At 42.5% G+C, this 25823-nt stretch carries 23 protein-coding genes; 9 read left to right on the top strand and 14 right to left on the bottom strand.

Annotation, left to right across the window (positions count from 1 at the left end):
- Positions 1-188 precede the first annotated feature (188 nt).
- A complete protein-coding gene (locus NAF19_RS21515; protein ID WP_252792404.1) occupies positions 189-1523 on the top strand; it encodes a dihydroorotase in 1335 nt (444 codons plus the stop codon).
- A 60-nt stretch (positions 1524-1583) separates the two neighbouring features.
- Complete coding sequence (locus tag NAF19_RS21520; RefSeq protein WP_252792405.1) at positions 1584-1871, top strand: hypothetical protein; 288 nt, start codon at positions 1584-1586, stop codon at positions 1869-1871.
- A 159-nt stretch (positions 1872-2030) separates the two neighbouring features.
- Here the strand turns inward: NAF19_RS21520 and NAF19_RS21525 are convergent, their stop codons facing one another.
- The 5 genes from NAF19_RS21525 to NAF19_RS21545 all read right to left on the bottom strand — a co-directional run bounded on the left by NAF19_RS21525 (position 2031) and on the right by NAF19_RS21545 (position 4897).
- Complete coding sequence (locus NAF19_RS21525; RefSeq protein WP_252792406.1) at positions 2031-2498, bottom strand: GyrI-like domain-containing protein; 468 nt, start codon at positions 2496-2498, stop codon at positions 2031-2033.
- 78 nt (positions 2499-2576) lie between these two features.
- Positions 2577-3002: an SRPBCC family protein gene (locus NAF19_RS21530; protein WP_252792407.1), complete on the bottom strand. Its 426-nt coding sequence runs from the start codon at positions 3000-3002 to the stop codon at positions 2577-2579.
- Between the two features lie 116 nt (positions 3003-3118).
- Positions 3119-3532 carry an EVE domain-containing protein gene (locus tag NAF19_RS21535; RefSeq protein WP_252792408.1) on the bottom strand — a complete coding sequence of 138 codons (414 nt, stop codon included), beginning with the start codon at positions 3530-3532 and terminating at the stop codon, positions 3119-3121.
- A 5-nt stretch (positions 3533-3537) separates the two neighbouring features.
- Entirely contained in the window at positions 3538-3885 is a 348-nt protein-coding gene (locus NAF19_RS21540; RefSeq protein ID WP_252792409.1) for a DoxX family protein, read from the bottom strand.
- Between the two features lie 49 nt (positions 3886-3934).
- Positions 3935-4897 (bottom strand): helix-turn-helix transcriptional regulator, encoded by a 963-nt coding sequence (locus NAF19_RS21545; RefSeq protein ID WP_252792410.1) that lies wholly within the window; start codon positions 4895-4897, stop codon positions 3935-3937.
- A 59-nt stretch (positions 4898-4956) separates the two neighbouring features.
- Between NAF19_RS21545 and NAF19_RS21550 the strand changes: the two genes are divergently transcribed.
- From NAF19_RS21550 to NAF19_RS21570, 5 genes are all read left to right on the top strand, one after another.
- A complete protein-coding gene (locus NAF19_RS21550; RefSeq protein ID WP_252792411.1) occupies positions 4957-5385 on the top strand; it encodes a putative signal transducing protein in 429 nt (142 codons plus the stop codon).
- 166 nt (positions 5386-5551) lie between these two features.
- Positions 5552-6559 carry a glycosylasparaginase gene (locus NAF19_RS21555; RefSeq protein WP_252792412.1) on the top strand — a complete coding sequence of 336 codons (1008 nt, stop codon included), beginning with the start codon at positions 5552-5554 and terminating at the stop codon, positions 6557-6559.
- A gap of 227 nt (positions 6560-6786) precedes the next feature.
- Positions 6787-7557 (top strand): copper homeostasis protein CutC, encoded by a 771-nt coding sequence (locus NAF19_RS21560; RefSeq protein WP_252792413.1) that lies wholly within the window; start codon positions 6787-6789, stop codon positions 7555-7557.
- A gap of 667 nt (positions 7558-8224) precedes the next feature.
- A complete protein-coding gene (locus NAF19_RS21565) occupies positions 8225-9619 on the top strand; it encodes an alpha-amylase (protein ID WP_252792414.1) in 1395 nt (464 codons plus the stop codon).
- Positions 9620-9704: 85 nt separating this feature from the next.
- Complete coding sequence (locus tag NAF19_RS21570; protein WP_252792415.1) at positions 9705-10703, top strand: hypothetical protein; 999 nt, start codon at positions 9705-9707, stop codon at positions 10701-10703.
- 139 nt (positions 10704-10842) lie between these two features.
- Here the strand turns inward: NAF19_RS21570 and NAF19_RS21575 are convergent, their stop codons facing one another.
- The 6 genes from NAF19_RS21575 to NAF19_RS21600 form a co-directional block, all read right to left on the bottom strand.
- Complete coding sequence (locus tag NAF19_RS21575; RefSeq protein ID WP_252792416.1) at positions 10843-13245, bottom strand: T9SS type A sorting domain-containing protein; 2403 nt, start codon at positions 13243-13245, stop codon at positions 10843-10845.
- Between the two features lie 18 nt (positions 13246-13263).
- Positions 13264-15063 (bottom strand): response regulator, encoded by a 1800-nt coding sequence (locus NAF19_RS21580; RefSeq protein WP_252792417.1) that lies wholly within the window; start codon positions 15061-15063, stop codon positions 13264-13266.
- A gap of 59 nt (positions 15064-15122) precedes the next feature.
- Positions 15123-15716, bottom strand: coding sequence for a porin family protein (locus tag NAF19_RS21585; RefSeq protein ID WP_252792418.1), 594 nt, complete (start codon positions 15714-15716; stop codon positions 15123-15125).
- Complete coding sequence (locus tag NAF19_RS21590) at positions 15667-16254, bottom strand: hypothetical protein (protein WP_252792419.1); 588 nt, start codon at positions 16252-16254, stop codon at positions 15667-15669. The genes NAF19_RS21585 and NAF19_RS21590 overlap by 50 nt, the downstream gene beginning before the upstream one ends.
- 17 nt (positions 16255-16271) lie before the next feature.
- Positions 16272-17450, bottom strand: a complete 1179-nt coding sequence (locus tag NAF19_RS21595; RefSeq protein WP_252792420.1) for a phage tail-like protein — start codon at positions 17448-17450, stop codon at positions 16272-16274.
- 774 nt (positions 17451-18224) lie between these two features.
- Positions 18225-18611: a VOC family protein gene (locus NAF19_RS21600; RefSeq protein WP_252792421.1), complete on the bottom strand. Its 387-nt coding sequence runs from the start codon at positions 18609-18611 to the stop codon at positions 18225-18227.
- Between the two features lie 414 nt (positions 18612-19025).
- Here NAF19_RS21600 and NAF19_RS21605 point away from each other — a divergent pair, with 414 nt between their 5' ends.
- Both NAF19_RS21605 and NAF19_RS21610 read left to right on the top strand, forming a co-directional pair.
- Complete coding sequence (locus NAF19_RS21605) at positions 19026-19373, top strand: hypothetical protein (protein WP_252792422.1); 348 nt, start codon at positions 19026-19028, stop codon at positions 19371-19373.
- 134 nt (positions 19374-19507) lie between these two features.
- Positions 19508-20059, top strand: coding sequence for a ferritin (locus tag NAF19_RS21610; RefSeq protein WP_252792423.1), 552 nt, complete (start codon positions 19508-19510; stop codon positions 20057-20059).
- Between the two features lie 73 nt (positions 20060-20132).
- Here NAF19_RS21610 and NAF19_RS21615 read toward each other — a convergent pair whose 3' ends face one another.
- From NAF19_RS21615 to NAF19_RS21625, 3 genes are all read right to left on the bottom strand, one after another.
- Positions 20133-22034 carry a hypothetical protein gene (locus tag NAF19_RS21615; RefSeq protein WP_252792424.1) on the bottom strand — a complete coding sequence of 634 codons (1902 nt, stop codon included), beginning with the start codon at positions 22032-22034 and terminating at the stop codon, positions 20133-20135.
- 283 nt (positions 22035-22317) lie between these two features.
- Positions 22318-24039 carry a beta-N-acetylhexosaminidase gene (locus tag NAF19_RS21620; RefSeq protein ID WP_252792425.1) on the bottom strand — a complete coding sequence of 574 codons (1722 nt, stop codon included), beginning with the start codon at positions 24037-24039 and terminating at the stop codon, positions 22318-22320.
- A gap of 154 nt (positions 24040-24193) precedes the next feature.
- Entirely contained in the window at positions 24194-25822 is a 1629-nt protein-coding gene (locus NAF19_RS21625) for an ArnT family glycosyltransferase (RefSeq protein WP_252792426.1), read from the bottom strand.
- Position 25823 lies beyond the last annotated feature (1 nt).

A 25823-nucleotide genomic window follows, 5' to 3' on the forward strand; every position in this document is an offset into this window, starting at 1 on the left:
CTTGACTTTTGTCCATTTTTAACAAATATCCAAACAAAACTAACGATTTATTACTTTCACCTTTCGAATAAATCCACAGCCTGGTCAACTCCATCACTTTCCTATCTTTCGGACTGACTTTCCGGACTCATCCGCACATCTGCAAATTCGCACATCCGCACATCCTTCCAAAACCCTATCTTTGCCACATGAGCTCAATCCTTATAAAATCGGCAACAGTGGTAAATGAAAATCAGCAATTTGTAGCTGATATTTTGGTGAAGGATGGTTTTATTGAGCGAATTGATAAACAGATTGATACTACTGCCGACAAGGTTATTAACGCCGAAGGCCTCCACCTTTTCCCCGGCTGTATTGACGACCAGGTACATTTTCGCGAACCCGGCTTAACACATAAAGCTAAGATATACACAGAATCGCGCGCGGCGGTAGCCGGTGGCATAACTTCGTTTATGGAGATGCCCAACACCGTGCCAAATACGCTAACACAAGAGTTATTGCAGGATAAGTATGACATTGCTGCCCGAACATCGCTGGCTAACTACTCGTTTTTTATGGGCGCCTCAAATGATAACATCGACGAGGTGCTGCGCACCGATACGGCCAACGTTTGCGGCATAAAAGTTTTTATGGGATCATCCACCGGCAATATGCTGGTTGACAATCCCACTACGCTCGAACGGATATTCTCGCAATCGCCAATGTTGGTTGCCACCCATTGCGAGGACGAGGCAACCATAAAAAGCAACCTTGAACATTATAAGCAATTATTAGGCGAAAACATCCCGGTAAGGCTGCATCCAAAAATTCGCAGCGCTGAGGCTTGTTATATCTCGTCGTCAATGGCCGTAGATCTGGCAAAAAAGCATAACACCAGGCTGCACATCCTGCACATATCTACCGAAAAAGAGACTTACCTGTTTGATAACTCCATCCCCCTGAAAGATAAAAGGATTACCGCGGAGGCTTGTATCCACCATCTTTGGTTTAGTGATAAGGATTACGAAACTAAAGGTAACCTGATTAAATGGAACCCGGCAGTAAAAACAGAACATGATCGCGCCGGCATTTTAAAAGCCGTACTTAATGGCCGTATAGATGTAATAGCTACCGACCACGCACCGCATACCATTGAAGAAAAATCACTGCCTTACCTGCAGGCCCCATCCGGCGGGCCACTGGTGCAGCATGCCCTGCCGGCCATGCTCGAACTTTATCACCAGGGTAAAATAACGCTTGAACAAATAACCGAAAAAATGGCACACAACGTGGCCATTTGCTTCCAGGTAGAAAAACGTGGTTTTATACGCGAAGGCTACTACGCCGACCTTGTATTGGCCGATTTAAATGCCCCCTGGAAGGTAAACAAAGACAATATTTTGTATCAATGCAAATGGAGCCCGTTTGAGGGTACAACCTTTCGATCAAAAATTGCCTATACCATTGTATCGGGCAACGTTGTGTGGGCCAACGGAAGTTTGGTTGAAGGTGAGGCCGGTAAAAGGCTGAGTTTTATACGGTAATTCGTTATAGTTAAATCGGGGTTTAATAATTCAGGCAGCGTTTCTGCAATAAAAATATAAATGAAGAAAGTTAAATTGTTTCAACTGATGGACTTGGTTGAGGAGATAAAGAAGGTTGAAGATTTGATTACCGCCAGTCGCAAAGCACGCACATCGGCATTGCTGATAAAACAATACGAAACTAAAAAGAACCAATTAATCGGATCGTTGATAAGCGAGTTAAACTCGCCGCTATTGCAATCAACCCAAAGCTATTTGCTTATAAAAACGCTGCTGGAGAAATATTATCCTGCAACGGAAGACGGAATTAGCGATGTGGATTTCGCCAAATTGGTGGCGGCGATATGAAAACCTTTTTGTCATTCTGAACGATAGTGAAGAATCTTATATTTTTGGCGGGTAGGCGTCCGACAGGTATGCACCACAACAATCGCTTTTATATCTGTCCTGCGTAAATATCGCTTCTATAAGATTCTTCGGTCGCGCTCAGAATGACAAAATGGAATTTTATCTCACCCCCAAATAAATCCTCGCCTCCGTCTCTTCAAAACTCTTCGGGTTGGCTTTATAAAAATCATAGTCCGCAGCATATTTCCTATCGATATCGCTTGCCCATATCTTTTGCCAGGCGGCACCAATATTGACCGGGAACTGCCCTTCCAAATAATAAACCAGGTACTCGCCGGTGGGTACAGTTACACAGGTAAAGCCGCTGGTTATGCCATTCAATGAACTAACCTTGCAGCCCAATATGGCCGTGTATGGGCCGGTATAGTCGGTTTCATAATCGGTATAAACGCAGTACATATCATCTGAAATCCTGTCGGCAATTTGGTCAATTAAATTTTCGGTGATGAACCGTGTCCACAGCCCCCCGATGTCTTTGCCAGATTGCCCGTCTTTGTTAGTCGTCCTTGCAGAAATCCCCATAAGGTAAAATTTATTTTCGCTTGATTTTTCGGTTTTGGCTATCATTACTTTTTGTTATATCGACTTATAAAAAACTTTTAATGAATTATTTAACAACATTAACTAAATATTTACATTAACAGTTTATTTTTCAATAATTTTCTTCAGGCCATCAAAAACAGATGTCCACATTTGTTCCGAATGATAGGCAGCTTCCTCACTTTTTACGCCGTCCTGGGCAATAACCAACGTCGTTCCATCGCACGTTTCACTCAACTCGTAGGTAATATTGTTGTAGTTTTCCGGCTTGTCTTCGGTACCGCTCATGCTGCTCCAATAGGTGTATTTTAAAAATTTCGGTGCATAAATGTCGAGGATAATTCCGCCGTCCTGGTAGGTCTTCCCCTCCCACTCGCCGGTAAATGTAATTGGGTTCCCCACCTTCCAGTCCGACTTTAAATTAGTGCCGAAAAAATATTCTTTTACAATTGCCGGATCGGTAAGACCTTTCCAAACTTCAGCGATTGGTGCCTTAAATGTTACGGTTGTTTCTGATGTCAGTGTGTTCATATTTTCAGTTGTTAAGTTGTAAATGTTGTAGTTGTTGTAAATGTTGAAAGGTTGCAATGTTGGAAAGTTGAAGGGTTAAATACCGGATTGAAAACCACTTCGTCTTTCGGACTAACTTAATCAACGATTGCAGAACGAATTAGCTCATAATCCACCTCTGGTATCTCAAAAAATCCAAAGCGGAATTTATAACCCCACGAAGTTTTATTTTCAATAAAGCTGAGTTGATTTATCAGCGGTGCTATGGGTGTTTCTTTGCATCTATGATAACTAATATTCCGGCGGTAAGGGATAAAATTATCTGCCATTTTATGCTGGTAAATTTTGTCATCCGCCACCTCGCCAATTGCAGTGAATGCCTGCAATACCTCGTTACCCCCATAAGTTTTTTTTGGCGAATAAAATATCACGCCATTGCCAACGGCCATGCGTTTCAATGGCCCTTCTTTGCCATGGTTGGCCTGCATAAAGCCGCCTGCAACGCCGCGGGCAATATGATCTTTTGATACTACTACTATCCAGTATTTCATACAAGTTATATCCAAAAGGTGAATGAAAATATAACGGCCAAAAGCATGCCGACAAACACCGGCTTCATCACGTCCTTTTTGGGGTCTTTATATTTTACGTGGGTATAAAAGGCGCCAATAACAAGGGTTGCAAATATGCCTATTGCATAAATTCGGGTCTGACTAAATACTATCAATATGCTGCATGCAACTTCAGTAAACCCAAGCAGGTGCATAAACCATAATGGGTAACCCCATCGTTTAAAATATGCTTCCGAATCAGGATGGCCGCTTAGTTTTTTAAAGCCGAAAATAACGCCGGGTATTATATAAGCTGCTATTAATACCCAAAAAATGATAGTTTTGGTTTCCATATCGTTAGTTGTTTAGTCAAATTAACGACAGGCGAATGACAACCCTATGTCAGTAGGAATTTATCAATTGTAGATTTTTTTGAGAAATTGCGGCTGCTATGGTTCCTACTGTCTCCTTTAAACTATCCGGGCTTATAATTTCGGCGTGGTCGCCGTACATCATAAACCAACGGGCAAATCCTTCCATCGACGCCGTCAAAAACGTCATTTCAATGTAGCCGCCAACTGTTTTTTCGGATACGAAACCACTATAATATTTTTGGTACTCCAGGTGGCCGTGAATTGATTTTTCAACCCGAATCACCACCATATCCAGTTCCTGGTCTTTGGCGGTTTGGGCTATGTAAGCTTTTAACGTGGGGTGCTTGCTGTTAAACGTTTTACCGGTAGATTCAATAGCGATAATTCTGTCGAGCCTGAAATCACGATAATCCTTCCGCAGCAAACAATAGGCAATTAAGTGCCAGTAGCCGCTTTTATAAAATATGCCTATCGCCTCAATTTCGCGTTTGGTATGTTCCTGGCTGTGGAGGGCAAAATAGTCGATACAAATTACACTCTTTTTGGCAATGCTGTTCAGCAGGGTTTGAATGTGGTCCTTATTGTCCACATTTAGCTGGCTATGGCTGGGCAATACCTCAATACTGCTATCTATATCTTCCAGCAGGTTCTTTTCAGCTGTTTTTAAAATCGCCCGTATTTTGTACATGGCCGATTTATGGTGTTCGGATGTGGCATTATCCGTTAGTTTTTCAACGAACTTTTCGGCAGTTAAAAAGGCGGTCGCTTCTTCTTTGGTAAACATTACCGGCGGCAGCCGGTAGCCATCAACGATGGAATACCCAACACCAGCCTCCCCTATTATCGGTATGCCGGCTTCTTCCAAAGTTTTTACATCACGGTAAACCGTTCGCAGGCTTATGTTAAAGCGCCCGGCTATATCGCTGGCTTTAACCACCCTGCGCGACTGTAATTGAATTAATATTGCCGAAACTCTGTCGATACGGTTCATGTGCCCCAAATTAAGCAAAAACCAAGTATCTTAGCCCAAATTTTATTATTTTGCATAACATGAGCGAGGATAACGATAAAATAATAACATTCGAATCGTACTACGACCCTATGCTGGCGCACATCATCCGCAGCAGGTTGGAAGCCAACGGCATCAGCTGTTTTATTGCCGACGAGAATATAATTGGTGCCAACCCGCTGTACAATAATGCCGTGGGCGGTGTCAAGCTCAAAATATTCGAAAAAGACATCGAACGCTGCCGTGAAATATTAGCCACCGAAGGCGACTTACACGAAAGCGACCATTTTGAAATTGATAACGAAAACAATACCTACGTGGTATGCCCCTACTGCGCTTCTACCAACGTAACCAGTATTGAAAAAGATGAAAACGAAACCGGGATGTTAAGTTCATTTGTGAATTTGATAAACCCGTTTTCGAGTCAAAAAAACTGGCACTGCAATAACTGTCAGCAGGATTTTGAATGAAATGGGCTACCGATGACTCATCCGTCAATCAAAATCAGCTTAAAAATTTTTATTAAAAAGCTTCCAATAAGAATATTCCCAACAAGAATATTACCTATAATTTAAACATGTATCAATAAAGATACAAAACTGGGATAATGCGAAGCTAATTTATATATTAGCGGCCATGTTTAACCGCCGTAAGTTTATAAAAATATCGGCTGCCGGCGCTTCGCTGGCGGCGTTGTCAAGTTCAAAAATCGCAAAGGCCGTGGCTTATAAACCGGCCGCGGGCGTTCCAATCGTAATATCAACCTGGGATTTCGGTATTCCTGCTAATAAAGAAGCCTGGAAGGTGCTTGAAAAAGGCGGCCGCGCGCTCGATGCAGTTGAGGCTGGCGTTAAAATTCCGGAGGCGGATATGAATAACCACACTGTTGGCCGCGCAGGCTATCCCGACCGTGACGGCCACGTTACCCTGGATGCCTGTATAATGGACGAGTTCGGTAATTGCGGCTCGGTGGCTGCCATGGAAAACATAGCTCATCCAATATCTGTAGCTCGCGCGGTTATGGAAAAAACGCCGCACGTAATGCTTGTTGGCGATGGCGCTACACAATTTGCCGTTGAGCAAGGCTTTAAAAAAGAAAAGCTGCTCACCCCTGAATCAGAAAAGGCATGGAAAGAATGGCTCAAAACCGCTAAATATTCGCCGGTGATGAATATTGAAAATAAACAACACCAGCCCGGCAGCAAATACAATCACGATACCATCGGCATGCTTGCTATTGATGCCAAAGGTAATATATCAGGCGCGTGCACCACCAGCGGCATGGCCTTTAAATTACATGGCCGTGTGGGCGACAGCCCTATAATAGGTGCGGGCTTATATGTAGACAATGAAGTAGGCGGCGCCACATCCACAGGTGTGGGCGAAGAAGTTATCCGTAATGTTGGCAGCTTTTTGGTAGTCGAACTGATGCGCCAGGGTCTCTCGCCCGAGGATGCCTGCAAAGAAGCTGTTAAACGTATCATTAAAAAGAAGCCCGATACAGCTAAAAATATACAAGTTGGCTTTTTGGCCATTAACAAAAAAGGTGAATATGGCGCTTATGCCATCCAGCAAGGTTTCTCGTTTGCGGTTTGTAATGCGGATAAACAGGATTTGTTGATTCCAGGTAAGAGTTTTTATTGATGCTGGTTCATGGTTGATAGTTCATGGTTCATGGTGGGACCGCTGTTGGTTAAAGCGTCTACGAAAACCCAACATAGTTTGCCTTTCCTACTATGAACTATGAACCATCAACTATGAACTAATTTAGAACCATTCGCGTTTAATTTTCGTTTAAAAGCTTAACGCAGCGTTATTTTTTACATCGCAGGTTTGTGGCCGGCCCAGTTATAAACCCTGAACTATGAACTATGAACAATGAACACAAAAATCTTCCCGTTTCGCTGGAAGTTTGTGCCAATTCTGTAACATCGGCCTTAGCCGCGCAGGCCGGGGGCGCGGTGCGCGTTGAACTTTGTGAAAATTTGTTCGAGGGCGGCACTACCCCTTCATATGGCGAGATATTGATGGCCCGTAAACTGCTGCACATTAAGCTATACGTTTTGATAAGGCCCCGCGCCGGCGATTTCTTATATACCGACCTGGAATTTAACATTATGATGGCCGATATACGCTACTGTATAGAAGCCGGCTGCGATGGCGTGGTAATTGGCATGCTCAATGCCGATGGCACGATCGACAAAGCGCGGTGTTCTGAAATGGTAAGCCTGGCCAGGCAATGGGGCCTGGGGGTAACGTTTCACCGCGCCTTTGATATGTGTGCCGATATGTTCACGGCGATGGAAGAAATCATTGAAATGGGCTGTGAGCGTATATTAACCTCAGGGGGCAAAAGCACAGCTATGGAAGGTGCTTACAACATTGCACGGTTAATCAGCACAGCAGCCAGCCGCATAAAAATCATGGCTGGCAGCGGCGTTAATGAAAAAAATGCCGCAGATTTAGTGCGTTTTACAGGTGCTACCGAGATCCACTCATCTGCAAGGGTGAAGGTTCCCAGTAAAATGACATACAAAAACGACCATATTATTATGGGCGCCAATCCCGGCGACGAATACAGCAACGACGTTACTGACATCGACCGGGTGAAAGACATCATCCAACTAGCCAATTCCTTTTGATAAAGTAAACAGCATTTTCACTTCCAATCAGCTGGTTCCTCGTTGGTGAATTGGATCAAAATTTCGAAGTGCAAGTTAAATTCACGCAGAAAACCAGCGCCTTCCATCTCTTTTCGACATTAGCTAATCACAAATTTAATTCAATTTTCCGGGAACGTTACCGTAAACTAATTTAACTACCGGTAAAAAATAGTTAGTGTATTTTATACAGGTTATCCGCCCCTAAAATATCGTTTGCATCAAACTACCCGGCAAAACAGGGTTTCGACAAACGTATATTAATTCAATTTTAATATTTTCCTTTAAATTAATACTTAACACAATTTATAGTCAATAACAATTCTAAACATTTACTAAAAATTAATTTGCAATTATTAATCATTCCTGTAACTTAGTTTCGTTACATAGCTTACACCAATTGCTAAACCAATTACAATAGTAATACCCTATTCTTTTTAAATTAAATGTGATATCGGCTTACCCGCCACTTAAGTAATAAGAAATACTCGTCAGCATGTTTTTGTCATGTTTTTAGTGGCGCAGGGTTAAACCAGGTTGTGATATAAAAATTGTACCCGATAATTTATCTAAAGTTCCGGGAACGTTCCCGGAGTGATTAGAAAGACAGTTAAAAACCAATTGTAAATAACACTTAAAACCAATTATTATGAGAAAACAATTCTACAGATTAAGCCAGGCGCTACTTTTAGTGGTATTGCTCACCTTTTCGGAATGCAAAAAAACTGATGTGAAAGCAACCGCACCCGCGGTCGATCTTAAAATCAAAAACACTACGCCTCTTGAGGCGCCCGGTCCCGGCGGCGGCGTATTAATGCAGGCTTTTTACTGGAATACGCCAACCGGCACATCGTGGTGGGGCACGGTTAACGGTAAAATAGCCGCCTGGGATGCAGCCGGTATATCGGCTATCTGGCTTCCGCCGGCAACAAAAGGCCAAAGTGGTGGTTCGAGCATGGGGTATGATCCTTTTGATTATTTTGATTTTGGCACTTACAACCAAATGGGGTCGGTAACCACCCGGTTTGGCAATTTAACCGATCTGAATACATTAATAACAAACGCGCATACTCATAATATACAGGTTTATGCCGATATGGTGCTAAACCATTGCAGTGGCGGCGATTTAGAAGCTAACCCATATACAGGTACAAATACCTACACTAAGTTTGTTCCGCTGTCGGGTAAATTTCCAAGAAGCTACAGCGACTTTCACCCCAATAACATCCATGCATCAGACGAGGGCGCATTCGGTGGCTTTCCCGACTTATGCCACGCGCAGGCCAATGTTTCAAACTGGGTATATAATGCCAGCTACAGCATGTCGAGGTACTATAAAAACACCATGCATTATGATGGATGGCGCTTTGATTATGTATTGGGCTATGGCGCCTGGGTTGTTCAAAATTATGTGAACAGCGTGGGTGGCTTTGCCGTTGGCGAAGACTGGGACGGCAATGCAGCCAACCTGCAAAACTGGGTAAATGCAACAGGAGGAACCTCCTCCGCATTTGATTTTGCCTGTTTTTACGCCATGCATAACGCATTTGACAGCCACGACCTTACCCATCTTAATGACGACATGTTATTGAAAAGGAACGGTTCCAAAGCAGTAACATTTGTATCCAATCATGATACTGATATTATTGGCGACAAGTACTCCGCTTACGCATATATAATGACCCACGAAGGTTATCCCTGCGTATTTTATAACGACTATGAAACCTGGCTCACCAAAAGCAGGATGAATAACCTGATATGGATACACCGCACCTTAGCGGGCGGCACAACTACTAATCTATACTCCGCCAGCGACCAATACATCGACAGGAGAAATGGCTATGGTGCCGCGCCCGGTGTAATTGTATATTTTAACGGAAGCGACTATTGGCAACAGCAATGGGTAACTTCCAACTGGGCAAATAAACAAATTAAAGAATATACAGGCGCTTCGGGCTGGGTGCAAACAGTAGCTGCTGATGGCCGCGTGTTAATCCAGGCACCGCCCCACGCCTATTCAATCTGGTCAATTACAGGTTATTGATCATCGTTTCCCCCAAACAAAGAAACATGGGTAAAGCCATGTTTCTTTGTTTATTTTTAATTCAAGTACTTTCTAAAATCAAAAAATGAAGCTATCCCTCCTCCTTTTGTTACTCTGCACCATCCTATTGCCCGGTTGTATCGGTAATAAAAAACAACAAACCGATACAAACCAATTAGTTTACCAAACCGCCGGCATAAATTCCGGGCCGTTGCATATAGAGCCCGACTTAAAAGGGAATATCAAACAGCAGGACCTAAGTTTACAAATTAAGCTTTCCAATGCCGAAGCAAAAGACATAGAGATACAGGAAATAACCGTGAATATTCCTGATGGCTCAAATTCGACACCGACAACTGCTTTTACCCCCTTCTTGTTAAAGCAGGGAAATGACACCACCCTTAATTTAAAATTCAACCCGTTTAATGATGCAAGGTTATATCAGGTTACAGGCATGAATGGCAGCTTTAAACCAGCTTATAACATCGTTATTTCGTACAGCAAATCCGGCAGCGGAAGTATTTACACGCTTTCACTAAAGTCAATTGCACAAAACAATGACTTCCTGGCGTACAGTAAAAAGCATGCGAAGTCTGTAATTGGCTATTCGTTTAATACCAGGAATGACTTTAACGAAAAACAAAAACGTTATCTCGAAACATTAAAACAACTACCCCAACCACAATTTGTATTTTTAAGCGACCAGGAAATAGCCGTTTGCGGTCTTAATTTCCGCTTAAAAAATTTCTATCTAAAAGACACACTCAACGCTGAGTTATTTATAGTAAACCACGCCGACTTCCAGGTTCAGATTACCCCTGATGCGCTGGATATTACAAAAGATGGCGAACCATTACCTGTCGAAACAAAAGCCGTTACCGTTGAAAAGGTTTCGGGTACGCAGCAAAACCCGTACATGATGGAAAAAGGCGACCGGGTGCTGATTCATTTTAAAAAGCATGTAAAAGTTGAGGATGTTGACAAACAAATGCTTCGGCTTAATATAAAAGAAGCCTTTATGCTTAAGAATAATAAAAGGCTTTTTGTTGGCGACGTTGAGTTGCTGCCAAATCATTTTGATTAGTAATGACGCCCGAATTAGGTCTTATGACAATACCGTTATCCAAAAAAAACAGTTCTTTTAAAAAGAAAACGTGTCAGGACATATAACCTTAAGTCGTTTCACTACTTCATAATTTGCACATCATGCTTAAAAACAATGATTATAATTTTATAAAAGTCGCTTTTCCAACAAGGCTTTTATCACCATTATTAGTCACCTGGATAATATAGGTACCCGGCATCAGATGGCTAATATCATTTTGCCACGTTGGTTGTGATGAGGTAGCCGTTGTAATAATTGCCCCCCCTATACTTATTATTTTAATATCATATAATTGTGTGCCTGTGCTTGATTTAGTAGCAGTAGATGAACTAAGAGATTGAAGCACAGGCGAATTAGCATTGATGGAATTTACACTGCCTTGATTGATTGTTAAATTAATTACCCCACTTGCCGGATTTGGGTAAACGTTAATATTATCGGCAATAGAATTGTTTCCGTTTCCGTAAACCAGCGCAACCATATTTGAGTAAGTTATAGCGCCATTTAAGTCCTCCAGCTTTAGGCGATACAAGTCTGTTGCAACCGGTGGGTTTTTATCAAGCAGACTATAGGTTCCCTCGCTGCTTGAAGCATAGCCGCCAACTATATTGAACGTTTTACCATTGTCTGCGCTTCTCTCAACCGTAAAGTTGGTATAGTTTTCTTCGTTTTCGGTTTTCCATACCAATTCAGCCCCTTTGGCTGTTTTGGTTGCGGCAAAATTTAATAAATGCAAGCCCAGTGCCTTGTTTTGACGGATCACCAGGCTAAACCTGTTTGCACCCCAGCTATTTGTATCGCTCCTTAATATATTAAATTGATAAACGGAATTGTGTTTTATATCCAGCGAATCTTTTTTGTAGGCATCCATCAACCATACTTCATAAATATCGGGTAGGTTTTTCAGTTCGGTCTTCTCTATTTTATATAAACCATCAGCAGTTGTACTTACATATAATCTAATTTTTGTCTGACTCTTCTTTGGTAATGGGATATCGTTTATTGAAGCAGTTATGTTATCCGATGTATAGCTTGAAAAATTCACACCACCGGTTCCTGCCATATGTTTTGAATCTTCATCTATCACAAATTCGTCTTTTGCGGTATTTTCAAACCGGATAACCGCTTCTTCTATGTTATCCGAATCTTTTGACATTGCCATACGTACATATTGCAACACCGGGCCGCTATTAACCGGCTTTTTACTTAATAACAGGTTCGATCCGGTTACCTGGGCATTTGTTTTTGCTGATTCCTGAAAAATCAATTGCGCAGTTGCGTCTTTTGCCTGCACATAAAAACCCTGCCCGCTTGGGATGATATGCGAGGCGCCGTTTAATGAAAAGGTACCGTCATAGGTGCCATAAATTTTTGTTGCCTCGTTATATATATAAATTGTTTTATTTACCTGTGGTCCATAAATGCCAGCTGTTGAGATGGTTGCGCTAAAGGTATCCCAGTCAATTGAGCTGGCATAGGGGTTGCCAACCATATTGTAACCTACATAAGTAGCAGGATTGCCTGGAACTACCGCATATTGTAAGTTGGATAAACCGGTGTACCAGTGAACAAATGTTACTGTTTGCTGATTCAATGTACCTTTGGATACAAAGGTATTTGATTCAGGTATGGTGGTTAAAAAATATTTTGTGCTGATGTTAGTCAGGTCGCCCCTATAAAAAAACCAAAAGCCGGTGCCTGCATACAGGTTAAAAGTTCCATCATAATCAACGCCTACCGAATAAAGCGTAGAGTTATTAATTTTGTTGACCCCCCTGAAATTCCCCCCGTTGAATGATCCGTTGCTATATAAAATATTGCCCCGGTATAAATAAATAGTTGGATTACCTATTTTACTCATTCCTCCCGCTACGCCAAGGCTGCCCGTAATTGGCGCGTACGATGAAAGATAACTCAAATCGAAATAATAATTGATCCCCACTTTCGCTGTATATACCGGTGATGATAAAAAGCGGAACCCTCGGTATTTGGAAGCACCGCCGCTGATATAACGTTGTACATTTACGTTGTTAGTAATTGTCGAACCTGAAGGTATAGCTGCCACCGTTGCTGAACCGGTTATATCTGAATTCAAGGTTAAATTGCCATTCGCATTTAAAGAAGTTGCATTAACCATCTGTAGTACACCCTGACTTGAAACTGAAAAATTGCCCGAACTCATAACGGCCGGATTGGCTGAGCCGCCGTTACCGCTAAAAAACACATTGGTAAACATAGTGCCGGAGCCGTTATCAATGAGAACCTGGTTTTGACCATTAAAAGTGATGCTGCCGGTGCCCTGAGTGTAAATGTTGCTATTGGTATAATTGCCCGACAAAGTGAAACTCCCGGTTTGCAGGTTTAAAGTACCCGAATTTGCCGCATTTCCGGTTACCACAACGTAGCCGCTGTTAGCAATTACATAAGCATTTGACGAAATTATTATGCCCTGCCCAAATAACAATGACGGAATAAGTACCAATCCAAGGATTAATGATATGATATTAACTTTAGTTTTCATGGCCTTATTTTTTTTAATTTATACTTGGGTACAGCTGTGTATGGCCCATTTTTCAAGTAAGTTTACAAGTTCTCCAAGATTAATGGGCTTGGCGAGATAATCGTTCATTCCGGCCCTCAGACATACTTCACGGTCGCCCTGCAATGTATTAGCCGTCATGGCAATAATAACCGGTTGATTAGTCAGGCAAATGCGGATCATTTTAGTTGCCTCAAGCCCATCCATTTCCGGCATTTGCACGTCCATCAGTATCACATCATAATATTTGTTACTCACTTCTTCCAGCACTTCTTTACCATTGTTGGTCATTTTAGGTTCATAGCCAAGCTTATTTAATATCTTACCGACTATTTTTTGGTTCATGATGTTATCTTCGGCTACCAGAATACTTAACGGGTTCTGTTTAGCAAAATCGACAGATAGTTTTTGCTTATTGCTATTGTCGCTCATCAAGGTAACCTTCTCAGTCTGCCTGATCATTGAAATCACTTGCTCTTTCAAAATGTGCCGCCTGATAGGTTTGTTTATAACTGAACTAAAAAGCCCGGGATGCTTTTTATGGTCCTCATTTCCTGTGCTGTTCAGCAGCATAACAGGTGTGTTTGGGTACAATTTTTGTATTGATTGAGTTAGTGTAATACCATCCATCTCCGGCATTTGCAGATCGGTAATTATTAAATCCAAATCCGGCTTGTTTGATAATATTTCCAGGGCTTCATTGCCGGAACCAGCCTCTGATAGTATCATGTTCCAGCCTTCGAACCTATTTCTGAGCATATCCCTCACGGAGGCATTATCGTCAATTATCAATACTTTTTTTCCTTTAATATCGATACTGATTGGCGGGAATAAGGGCTGTACGTTTGTTCGAAACGTCATTGTAAATTGGAAACTGGTCCCCTTATTTTCTACACTGTCAACCGCTATGGTTCCACCCATCAGCATCACCAGGTTTTTACAAATCACCAATCCAACGCCGGTGGTGCCTTCAACCTTTATTAGCGGCGTTGTTTGCATTAGCTCTCTTGATAATTCTCTGATTTTGGCCTCTGATATGCCAATGCCGCTGTCTTTCACTTCGAACTTCAGTTTTACCCGGTTATCCGCATCGGCTTCAATAAACTGTACGCCTATATAAATTTGTCCTCTGTGCGTGAACCTGACGGCATTTTCCACCAGGTTCATCAATATCTGCCGAAAGCGCTGATTATCGCCAACAATTTGAACCGGGACTTTATTTTCAATCCGGTAAACAAGGTCCAAACCTGCATGCGCTGCCTTGACAGCAAAAACATCAAATACTTCTTCAATGCTGTTACGCAAGTTAAATTCTTTAACATCCAGCTCCTTACCCGTGTGCACCTTTGAGTATTCAAGTATATCTTTCATCAATATATCATTGATCAGTCCGAGCAAACTTTCGCCGGAAAGCAGGATGGCAGAAGTATATTCTTGCTGTTCGGGGGTAAGTGAAGTTTCGGTGAGCAGCGATGCCATGCCCATTAGGGTAGTCATGGGGGTGCGTATGTCGTGGCTTATTTGTGACAAAAGAAGGCTTTTATTAGCGTTAGCAGCCTGGGCTTCTCCTCGGGCGATCTGTTCGTTTCGCCGGGCATAAGTAAGTAATTCATCCTTTTGGTGAATTTCGCTTTGCTGTTCAGCAATCCTGTTTAAAAGCTTTTCTATTTTTAACCGGTGGTAGAAATATCCAACTATAAAGGCAACAAAAAAAATTGCCACGTAAAACCACCACGTTACGTAAAAAGCAATAAGCAAAGTATTGCCGGTATCTATAAAAAGCTCATTACTTGTAAACATATTTTTTTATTAAAACTTATTTGTTTATTGCTTTAGCACTTAGCTAAACCATTTTTACTTTACCGGCCCCATTCTGCATTTAATCCGAGCACAAAGTATCTTTTGCTTGTCGCGGGATTAAAAACATACAGTGGGGCGCTCAAATTTTTATATATGCCTTTTATTAAAATGCCTTTTTCAAATAGTCCCCTTGTTTGCTGTAAAGACACTCCGGCGGCCATCCACCCATTTAGCTGATAAGTTAGATCAGACCAGCTGTAAGTAAAATTTGCTGCCGGGTTTTTTATTGAAAACGTGTACTGTGATTGTGATGAGAACGATATTTTTTTATAATCCAGCACAACATTTGCGCCAACAGAGCCTCCGTTAAACCCGCCCATAACAACTCCGGCTATCGGGGTGATTGAATAGGATAGCAACGCCTTTTTTCGGAAGGCTTTCCCCAAGTATAACGACCCTGTATTGATGGCCTCATAATTACCACGGGCCTCAAAGTACCAATTGCCGGCTGTACAATACCCCGCAACGGGCACCCAGGAAAAAGGTCTGTTTCCACCCCAATAATAGTCTTGCTCAAAGAAGCCATTTGACTGGCTAAACGATTTAAGCGACAACCCTGAGAGCGCTATTGTCAACAGCAGCCTTTTTTTCATTTTCGATAATTATTAATTCCGCGGTTGCCAATTTGTTAAACAGGTTGATTTTTGCCAGGTGCGGGTTCCAATTAAAAACAAGCTCATCAATAGGATGCCATAATATTACCCATGAAAATACATCGAGACTGTTACTAAGCGCCGAACTAATGCCCTTGCCCGCAGTAAACACCATTGGTATCAGGATGTGGAACAGCGTTACGATCAGGGTACCCGCAACAAGCATCATGATGTTGCGGCGTTTGTATTTTTTAAAGTTCTTTATTTTATCCTCTTTCAACTCGGTGAAATGGCGGCGGATAGCGTACATCATGGGTTCGGCATATTGTTTATCTATCTCGTTTGCGTACTTGAATTTGTAAAAGATGACGTCGTACCTTTTAAATAAAGCAACGTTTTCCATTATATAAAGCGCAAAATGATGGCTTAGCTGGCGTTTGTAAATCGGTGCCGGATCGTGCGGGTTAAAATAACCCTGCATCACAAGCTGGTCGAGCGTGAGGTAAACGTTGATTGTTTTAGGAGGATACCTTTTCATTCTTTATATTTTTATCACTATTGGATCACTGTCACGTCAAAAGTAATGTTGCCGATAGCGCGCAGCGTAGCATCAGCGTTTACAAAACCAACATTAATAGTATTAGTGGCTGTTACCCGCGACCAGGCAATAGAAATACCCTGGGGTAATGCTGTTCGCGGATTAACAATCACCGTTGCGTTAACAGTAGCGCCGGTTACAGTCACACTCTCTACTTGCGTCGGAGAACCATACGCAAATGTTGAATTATCATTAATGTTAAAACTGGTTTTGATCATATTGGTCAGCACTGTACCTGCGCTTCCAAGTTTATAAGTGCCGCCAACATCCAGTTTTGCAGTTGGGGTGGTGGTTGCGACACCAACATTTCCGCTGCCGTCAATACGCATACGTTCGTTGGCGCCAACGCCACCGGTGAAAAATGTTAAGTTTTTGCCCGCAGTACCATTACCGATGGCGAAATCGTTACCGGTGGAGTATAGATATCCATTACTTGCGCCGCCAATCACACCTGTTCCGGTATATCCGCTTGAGTTAATACCCAAATCCACATAATTCACTAATTCAGTGGCTGCGTCATTACTGGCCACCACATCCGAACTAGCGCTGGCAGTAGCAGCCTTGTTTTGGATATTTAATTGCAGGTAATTGTCAATATAGCCTTTACCGGAGATCACGTTAAAGGATGTATTAGGATTGGAAGAAGAACCGGCGTCTACAAGGAATTTCTCGCGGGGCGTGCCGGCAGTAAATACAGGGGCAGTGCCAACGGCAACATTACCTGCGCTATCAACCAAAAAGCGTTGTGTGTTATTGGTACGCACTTTAAAACTCACGTTATCCGTTGTGCCTAAAAAACTGGTATTTGGATTTGTCGCGCCGTTGCCGGCTAAACTCCAATTGGTACCGGCACTTGCCGCCAGCAGCACCCAAGCGGCAGTTGTGCCGTTATAGTAATAAAACCCCTTGGTAGCATCTGTTTGGTAAACCAGTAAGCCGTCCGGAGGGGTAGTAACAGCAGTACGCTGGGCCTGGGTCATCCTCGGTGCTAAAAACCCTTTTAAAACAGATTTGACGTCCAGTACCGAAGATGTATTACCGGTAGTATACGTCGCATCATCTGTAATAACCACTGTTTGCGAAAAGACCTGGCTGCAAAAACTAAAAAAAACAAACAAGCTAAAAAGATTTTTCATATTCTTTATAGATTAATAGAAGTTAAAATAATCATAATGAAATACGCATAGCATTAAACAATTGATTATCAAATTATTATCGGTGCGGGAGGTACGTGCAAATGCACTGTTAAATACGATTATGAAAGTAATTGCTATAAAAAATTCAATTAATCCTTTTCATAAATCGTAAGTTTTCATTAAGGCATTCACCACGTTTTCAGGTCACTCAATCCCTTTTACGTAAACCGGCCAGATAAGTTGGTATTTTCGTCACTTTTTTTTCGATTTTTGTAACTATTTTAATCTTCTGACGGAAATTATAATTTCACAAAAATGGCTTTACTTTACGGAGAGTTATTTTTGTTATTCAATAGCCGTATCACATATGTCGCCGGCCAAAAGCAGGAAGTATCAAAAGTGTATGAAAATTAAGGATATGGCAACCAATTGCTGCAATTTTAAATAAGCAAAGCTTTTATATTGAAGGGCAATAAAGCGCTGTTTGGTAAAGATGTTCGGTTATTACCAGCCTTTTTTACTAAGGGCGAGGTTGTAGTTACCCGTTCCGCCGCCAGTGTCAAGATACGTGCCAGATGGGTGAAGATTTAAAAAATATAATAAACGACCTGCAATATACGAGTCGGCCAGTCAGGTAGTATTATAGGTTTTACCAATGATGTCGTATACTGGTTTCATTGGATGATAAACGCAATATATTGATGTTTAATTAACATCACCAATAATCACAAAAATATGATATTACAGACATGTGATATCCAACGCCTAAGTCAACTATTCCCCCTTCAACACCGATAAAATATTCCCGGCAGGGTCTTTAAACCAGGCGATATCCGGACCATAACCGTTGCCGCGCATAATTCCTTTTTCGTCAGTTTTTATTTGCCCGAAATCGTATTGCTCAAATTTAATCCCCTTGGCTATAAGCCCATCAACTGCTTTATCCACATCGTCAACATTAAAATTGAGGATGGTAAATGTTGCCGGCTCATGATTGGGTTTGGGGTAAACAATAATTTTGGTACCGCCCGCTATAAGCAAGGTCATTATCCCCATTTCATTTTCGGAAATCTCAATACCAAGCGTGTCATTATAAAATTCTTTAGCCTTTTGCATATCGTTTACCGAAAAACCGCTGTATCCTTTGGTGTTTTTAAACATAATTTAATTGGTTTATGAGGGTGTTCATTTACCCCTGGTTTTAAATGATAATCCTTCGGCAGTTAATGCCTCCAGCAATTTGGGCATCGAGGCCGGACCCATCCAGTGAAATTATAAAATATCAGCTTTGGCAAATTCCGAAAGCTGCTTCACCGTTTTTATCCCATGCTTTTGTAATATTTGTGGCCATTCTCGCAGATTCTCAAGTTTTTATTTTCATTTGCCATCGTATTTCCATTGAATATAAACAAATCTACAAGTCTAAAACTACCGCCCAAGGGTGCAAACACGCCAATTTACTATACAAATTGTGCCATTAATTTGTTTTAATTCGTTCAAAACAAGTTAACTAAGCATTAATATGCCGTGTTTGGCTAATTACTATTTTATTAATGATACCTTTATTGCATTACAATGGAAGAAAGAAAATACTTAACTACCTGGAAAAGGTACATCCCCGTTATCCGTTTGCACTTAAAAAGAAGTCTTAACGAAGAACAGCAATTTAAGCTGAATATCACTGACTTTGAATCAGCCGGCGACCGCGGTAAATCGGGCTATACCTTTAACATAGCTTTAGAAAACGGAAAGGTCACCAACAATATCAGCGGCTCGGCTGTAGCCCGCGATTTGTACGAGGCTCTTAAAGCTGATGAAGCTATAAAAGCCATGCTTCAAAATAAAAGCATCAAAATCAGTGTAGGCAAATCTTTCATGTTGTCGATAAAAACAACCCACATTTCGGCTTATAAGGAAGTTTAGCTCATACAACTTCGTGTTATTTCTGCGGGATACAACAGGTATCCTGCTTCTGTTTGCAAAAAATATTCTTGCATATCTCGCTGTTCCGTAAACTTTTTTGCACCAGGTTGGTTTAGTGGATAAATCTATCTGACATGAACACCAATCGACTATCCGACTCGCTTGCAAAAGCCCTTAACGACCAAATGACCAACGAGGCGCATAACGCCCAGATTTACCTGAGCTACGCAGCATGGGCCAGCGATAAAGGCTATGATGGCATTGCCAATTTCCTGTTCCGCCACTCGAACGAGGAGCGCAACCATATGATGAAATTTTTGGAATACATTTTAAAGCGCGGCGGAAAGGTTGTTGTAACAGCCATACCCGAACCCGGGCCTGATCCTAAAAGCGTAAACGATTGTTTTGAAAAAGTATTTACCTCGGAAGTGGAGAATACTACCAGGATCTACAACATTGTAGATATGAGCCTGCAACAAAAAGACTGGGCAACCTGGAACTTTATGCAATGGTTTGTGAAAGAACAAACCGAAGAAGAAACCATGGCGCTTGATTTACTCGGCAAAATCAAAAAAGCCGGCGGTGCAAATGCCGATGACGACGCGCTTTACAATCTTGATAAGGATTTGGGTACAACTCCTGACGATGCAGTATTGGCACAGGATACAACTGTTGAAAAACCGTAGTTTTAATTCGAGAGTCGAAAGTCTTAACTCAGATTTCTCTTTCAACCTAAGACTTTCGACTTTGGGCTTAAGATTACTTACTTATAAGGGTCACATAACTCGTGGCCGGCATTTTAAATTCTGCCGCGCCATTTTTTATTTTCACGCTGCCTTGTTTCATGCTTGTCTCTTTGTTTGTTGTGTAAACGTTTAGCTCTTTTACACCCGCGGGAAGGCCTGTTAAAGTCACCTTACGTTTCGAGCCGTTATTAACCAAATGGATGGCGTACGCCCCTTTGCTATTATCACCCAAAGCTGCGCACGAAACATCTGCTTTGCTGCTTGTTATCGGCATAGCACACAGTCCTTTTGGTGTTATTGATAGCTGCTTAAGGTTCCAGAAACGTTGACCGGGGTGCAATGGCTCGTTATTACCAAAAATCCCGCCTCCTATTAACGGCGAATAGTCCGACGTTAGCTGCCACTGTAATATAGATGCGGGCTGGCAAATGGCCAGCATGCGGGTATACAGGTTTATTTCTTCCAGCGCATAGGTTGGTTCCTGGAAAATATCCGGGTAGTTCCAGGCTGCGGCATCTATACTGCCCTCGCCAACTAATAATGGAACGCCAAGTTTGGTGGCAGCATCAGCCCATTTTTGCAATATCGGTGTATCCCAGCCACGCCACGAGTGGAATGATATGGCACCAATGTATTGCTTAGCATCCGGGTCGTTCAAAGCAGGGTCGATGAAAGTATAAGTTGTAGCATCGGAGTTATCGCCCAGCAGCATTTTTGTTTTTACGCCATGCGCAGCAAAATAAGCACCGCAGCCTTTTATAAAGTCAACATGCTCCTGCGCGGTTACCCTAACATTTATGCCCAAATCCGACTCGTTGAACGAAAATAGCTTTGGTTCGGTGCCATATTTATTTTTCAGGTAAATAATATAGTCGGCTATGGATTTGTAAATCGCTTCCATGTTATCTTTATTCAGTTTATTGCCCCAAATACCATTAACCGGGCGAAAATTGAGCTTACCCTCGGCTGCCCAGTCTGGCGGAAACCACGCTGAAAGAATTACCGGGATGCCCAGGCTGTCCAGCCGATGTGCCATTTCCATAGCTTTTCTTACAGCAGGATGAATTTTACCGGAGTCGGCAACCAGTGTTGGGTCAGCATCAAGTTTTGGCTGCCAAAAACGCCAGGGCATCTCTGCACGTCCCCATGCTACACGCAGGTTTTGAAGCGAATAATCAATAACTTGCGGGTCGTTTTTGGGGTTTTGCAAGCGAAAGTTACCGCCCAATCCTTCAAGCGCCCGGCCTTGTTGCGTGGTATTTATCGCAATTGCAACCGGGGTCTTGTCAATTTCACCCGAGGCTCTTATTTCAAAATCCTTTTCAACGGTTTCACCATTTTTTATTTCGCCGAGTTTTAACGGGATAAATAGCGTTAGCTTATTTTGCCCTTTTACATTTTCAGTTCGTACCATCAATAGCGATTTTTCGCTGGGCTTCACGCTAAATTTCCGGGTCGTCGTTTCCAGCTCCAGCTTTTTTGCGTTATCATCATATTCGGCAGGGCTGGCCTTAACAAAGCGGTCAAGTTCAGGTTTGTCGCCACCTGAATAACGCAGGTCGCCGTTTAAAAATTCATTGGGTAGGGCTATCACGAAATAGACACCCTGCAGAATGGTGTCCTTATGTGCGGTTAATCGAACGGTTACTTTTATCTTCCCGCTGCCGTTGTCTTTTACATTTTCCGTAAAATGCAAGCTATCTATACTGGTGGTTACTTCCTGCTCATCGTCGTTTACGCGTTTGTAGTGGGGCTGCTGCTTTTCTTTTGCAGTTGATGCTGCGTGTTTCCTGTCGGTGCTTACCACCCGCAGGCTGGTTTCAAAATCAAATAGTTGCCCGCTTTTGCGGATGCCTGTTATGTTGCCCCAGGGCTCAACCTCAGCCTGGCTATAGGCATTTTTTACAGATGCCATTAATGATATGATTATCGCCAATAAAAATACAGGCCTTGTTCTTTTAGAATTATTAAGGATGTTTCTCAAAACGCTTCACAATTATTTCAGCTTTAAAAGTAACGCTATTTGAAGCTTAATTGTTAATGATATTGCGGAAATTGATAAGCGGAATTTTGCATCATTTGGTGGGATAAAAATAACCACGGAGATATAGAGGAGACACAGAGAGCACGGAGAAAAAACAATGGCGTGAAATTTTCACCATTAAGGCTCTGTGATAAAAAATGACCAGGGGGAAATATTATTTTCTCTTTTTACCTTTTGTATGATGCTTTTTAACCCCGGTTTTAGCTTCGCATTTTTTGCTGTGATGCCCGCTAGCCTTTGATTTATGCCCATGTCCGTGCTTTTTATGCTTCCCGGGCTTCACTACAATCTTTGGTGCAAAATCAACCGGCTCAGGGTGCATGGTTATATCAAATGGGTTGAAGTAATAAATACCAGCCTTATCGTACCACGAAAAATTTAGTTTCAGCCTTTCATTAAATGATGTCTCATCTTTACGTGCCGAGTCTGTCCAGGCTGCTTCCGATAGCGCTGCCAGGCGGGGGAACACCATAAAATCAAGACGCTTTGGCGATTCAACCAGTTCAGTCCACAAATTTGCTTGAACACCAAGTATCAGGGGCGATTGAACTACTTCTGCCGGGAATTCCTTGTAAGGAAAATTGTAAACGCCGCCCACCGTACTAAATTGCGTACTGCTCCAACGGCGGCCGGCGATATGGCTTTTATCCTGTACAAAATCAAAATACATGGGAAGTCTTGGGCACAGTACCACCTGGTATTTTTTCTGCAAGGCCAGCCTTAATTGCGAGGGAACATTTTGCCGCCACCAGAATACTATTGTTTTATCAGCGGGTAAGTCAGTTTCCGCGGCCTCATCCCAGCATAAGATTTTGCTGTTCATTTTGCTGACCGAGTCGGCCATGCGGCGAAAAAAATAGTGTTCCAAATCTGCCAGCGAAGTGAATTTATTCCTGGTAAGCATCTCCGTTATAGCTGGTCGCCCAGCCCACGCTTGCATACCCAGTGCAACTTCATCACCACCTAAATGAATCATTCCTGCAGGAAATAATGAGTTAGTTTCCTTTAAAATATCCGTCAAAAATTGATAGGTTTTCTCGTTGGCTGGGTCGAATGTAAAGTTTGGATATTTGGCTACGCTACCACCTGTATATTCGGGATAGGCTTTATTGGCTGCGGTGGCGTGGCCCGGCATATCGATTTCAGGAACAACAGTTATAAACCGCTCCGCCGCGTAGGCTACGATTTCCCTAATATCAGCCTGTGTATAATATTTTGCTGGTGCAAGTGTGTCGGTTTTGTTTCCGATACCACCTACAGTCGTTAACAACGGATATTTTTTTATTTCGATACGCCAACCGTTAACATCAGTTAAGTGCCAGTGAAATTTGTTCAGCTTATAAAAGGCCATCCAATCCAACAGTTGCTTAACCTTTTCCTTCCCAAAAAAATGGCGCGATTCATCAAGCATAAAGCCCCGCCACTGGTAACGCGGTGCATCGTTTATTTCAACCGCCGGCAAATTAACTAGTCCCTGTGGCTGAGCGCGTATCAGTTGTAAGAGCGACACTAATCCATAGAAGACGCCTTCGCTGCTGGCCGAACTAACAGTTATTTTAGTTGATTCTATTTTCAACCTGTACGAGCCGGGCAATTCGTCCCTTTTCAGCAGCTGCAGATCAACGGTTGCTTTGGTTTCATCCTGGTCAACCGCTATTGGTGTCCCGTTATATTTTTGAAATTCTGTTTGTAAATAATTAGCCTGCGGCAGTAACGAGTTGTCGTTCACCCCAATGACAGTGCTGTTGCTTATTGCAAACTGCCCTTCAGCCTTAACAACCGATTTTGGAAGGGGGATAATATTTACATTTTGTGCAGATAGAAAAAACGGGACGCTAATTAAAAGGAAAACTAATTTGACGAATTGAGGTGACACGAATTTTAACGAATTACACGAATTTTGGATGACAGTTCTATCTAATGTTTGAGTTCTAACTTTCAATAAATTCATTCTTAATTAGTGGATAATAGTTTTGTTATTCATGCCTGATTAATTCGTGCAATTCGACTTAATTCGTGAAAATTCGTGCTTAATTTCCAAATGGCGGCAAACCAACCAGTTGCCTGTACAATGGCAAATCCATGCGTTTAGCAGCCGGCAAATGAAAGTTTTTCCCATAAAAAACCTGCAGCTTATATTCTACCCTACCACTGCGGACTATATCAATGTCCGGTAATTGTGTTACACTGTCGAAAAATGGTTTGGCATCGGCATTAACATCCAGCTGCTCCTGGTCGCTAATGATGATGGCGTCTTTGCCTACCAGCTTTTTCGGTTCAACCATAAAGGCCAGGTTGCGCGGGTCGTTATTAAACACCGTGATGTCCTTCGTCCCTTTAAGCGCCCAGTCGACTTTGCCGGTTAACCACCAGCGCGGGGTACCGGTAAATATGTTGGGATTATTTGTCCAGCCTTCTTTATCAAAGCGGGTTTTTATGTCGGTATAATCTACCCCTTGAATAGTTGGATCGTTATTGTCGCCGTGAAAATGATATACCATCCATTTAGGACCATACCATTGCCAAAACCCGGTGACCATGTGGGTACCCAGCACGCCTATAGTAATTAAAGTAAAGTAAACTGAGAAGTTAAGCCACCTGCGGGTTAGCACAGTGCCTTTGCCCGTTGTACTTAAACACCTGTCGATACCAAAACCAAGGGGTATAAAGAGCATCATATAGCCCGGTGCCTGCCAGTGGAAGTGAAATTGAAGGTTCGACCATAGGGTTACCACCGTAAAAAACACAAGTGGCAGTATGGCCATCCAAAACGTAAAACTATAGGCCAGCAATTGTTTGCGCAGCTTATAAGAAATGTACAATTGCCGAACAATGGGTATCCAAATCCATGGCAGCAGGAACGCTGCCTGCCCGCCTATACTGCGAAAAAACCAGTCGAAATGCAGTTTAAAATGTTCACCGCTTGCCCCTGCCCTCGAACCCTGGAAAACGAAAGAAACCCAGCCGTTTTGTGCATTCCACAATAATACCGGCGACGCCATAATAATTGTGATAAGCACAGCTAAATACGGCCCTGGATGACGGAGCCAGTGGCGCTGGCTTTTATTGGTAACCACAAACATAAATACCCCGGCAAATAAAAACAGTACGTGGTATTTGCTCAACGTAGCGAAGCCCATGCTTACCCCCACCGCCAACCAAAGCAGCCATGTTCTGCGGCTATAACGCGTGGCTTCCGATTTCTCGGCGCCGGGGTCAACCATTAACTGAACAATATAGTAGGTTGCCAGCATCCAGAAGAACATCAGTGGCGCATCGGGCTGAAACCAGCAAGCTATCGCCACGGTAAACACAGCGCTTAAATTCATTGTCGCTACAGCCCAAAAACCAGCCTTCGCGGTAAACAGTTTCCTGGTCACCAAAAACATCAGCCAGCTGGTACCGGCAAACAGCAGCACCGCAGGGAACCTAAGCCCGAAATTATTTAACCCGAATATTTTTACGCTGATCCCGCTCAACCAAAAAAACAAAGGCGGCTGATCGAAGTAGCTTAAATCGAAATTTAGCGCCCCGCGGAAGTAGTAGGATTCGCCGATGCCGAGGCCTGTATAGCCTGCAATTAAGCAGCGGAGCACGAATGTTATAAAGATTAATATTGCTGCGGACCTCGCTGCATTATCTTCTGTAAGTTTCTTCATT

Origin of the sequence: Mucilaginibacter flavidus, from assembly GCF_024055575.1 — a bacterium.
GTDB lineage: Bacteria > Bacteroidota > Bacteroidia > Sphingobacteriales > Sphingobacteriaceae > Mucilaginibacter > Mucilaginibacter flavidus.

Excerpts from the sequence above, each read along its gene's own strand:
- NAF19_RS21515 (WP_252792404.1), top strand. The coding sequence starts at position 189 with ATGAGCTCAATCCTTATAAAATCGGCAACAGTGGTAAATGAAAATCAG.
- NAF19_RS21520 (WP_252792405.1), top strand. The coding sequence starts at position 1,584 with ATGAAGAAAGTTAAATTGTTTCAACTGATGGACTTGGTTGAGGAGATA.
- NAF19_RS21525 (WP_252792406.1), bottom strand. The coding sequence starts at position 2,498 with ATGATAGCCAAAACCGAAAAATCAAGCGAAAATAAATTTTACCTTATG.
- NAF19_RS21530 (WP_252792407.1), bottom strand. The coding sequence starts at position 3,002 with ATGAACACACTGACATCAGAAACAACCGTAACATTTAAGGCACCAATC.
- NAF19_RS21535 (WP_252792408.1), bottom strand. The coding sequence starts at position 3,532 with ATGAAATACTGGATAGTAGTAGTATCAAAAGATCATATTGCCCGCGGC.
- NAF19_RS21540 (WP_252792409.1), bottom strand. The coding sequence starts at position 3,885 with ATGGAAACCAAAACTATCATTTTTTGGGTATTAATAGCAGCTTATATA.
- NAF19_RS21545 (WP_252792410.1), bottom strand. The coding sequence starts at position 4,897 with ATGAACCGTATCGACAGAGTTTCGGCAATATTAATTCAATTACAGTCG.
- NAF19_RS21550 (WP_252792411.1), top strand. The coding sequence starts at position 4,957 with ATGAGCGAGGATAACGATAAAATAATAACATTCGAATCGTACTACGAC.
- NAF19_RS21555 (WP_252792412.1), top strand. The coding sequence starts at position 5,552 with ATGTTTAACCGCCGTAAGTTTATAAAAATATCGGCTGCCGGCGCTTCG.
- NAF19_RS21560 (WP_252792413.1), top strand. The coding sequence starts at position 6,787 with ATGAACAATGAACACAAAAATCTTCCCGTTTCGCTGGAAGTTTGTGCC.
- NAF19_RS21565 (WP_252792414.1), top strand. The coding sequence starts at position 8,225 with ATGAGAAAACAATTCTACAGATTAAGCCAGGCGCTACTTTTAGTGGTA.
- NAF19_RS21570 (WP_252792415.1), top strand. The coding sequence starts at position 9,705 with ATGAAGCTATCCCTCCTCCTTTTGTTACTCTGCACCATCCTATTGCCC.
- NAF19_RS21575 (WP_252792416.1), bottom strand. The coding sequence starts at position 13,245 with ATGAAAACTAAAGTTAATATCATATCATTAATCCTTGGATTGGTACTT.
- NAF19_RS21580 (WP_252792417.1), bottom strand. The coding sequence starts at position 15,063 with ATGTTTACAAGTAATGAGCTTTTTATAGATACCGGCAATACTTTGCTT.
- NAF19_RS21585 (WP_252792418.1), bottom strand. The coding sequence starts at position 15,716 with ATGAAAAAAAGGCTGCTGTTGACAATAGCGCTCTCAGGGTTGTCGCTT.
- NAF19_RS21590 (WP_252792419.1), bottom strand. The coding sequence starts at position 16,254 with ATGAAAAGGTATCCTCCTAAAACAATCAACGTTTACCTCACGCTCGAC.
- NAF19_RS21595 (WP_252792420.1), bottom strand. The coding sequence starts at position 17,450 with ATGAAAAATCTTTTTAGCTTGTTTGTTTTTTTTAGTTTTTGCAGCCAG.
- NAF19_RS21600 (WP_252792421.1), bottom strand. The coding sequence starts at position 18,611 with ATGTTTAAAAACACCAAAGGATACAGCGGTTTTTCGGTAAACGATATG.
- NAF19_RS21605 (WP_252792422.1), top strand. The coding sequence starts at position 19,026 with ATGGAAGAAAGAAAATACTTAACTACCTGGAAAAGGTACATCCCCGTT.
- NAF19_RS21610 (WP_252792423.1), top strand. The coding sequence starts at position 19,508 with ATGAACACCAATCGACTATCCGACTCGCTTGCAAAAGCCCTTAACGAC.
- NAF19_RS21615 (WP_252792424.1), bottom strand. The coding sequence starts at position 22,034 with ATGGCATCTGTAAAAAATGCCTATAGCCAGGCTGAGGTTGAGCCCTGG.
- NAF19_RS21625 (WP_252792426.1), bottom strand. The coding sequence starts at position 25,822 with ATGAAGAAACTTACAGAAGATAATGCAGCGAGGTCCGCAGCAATATTA.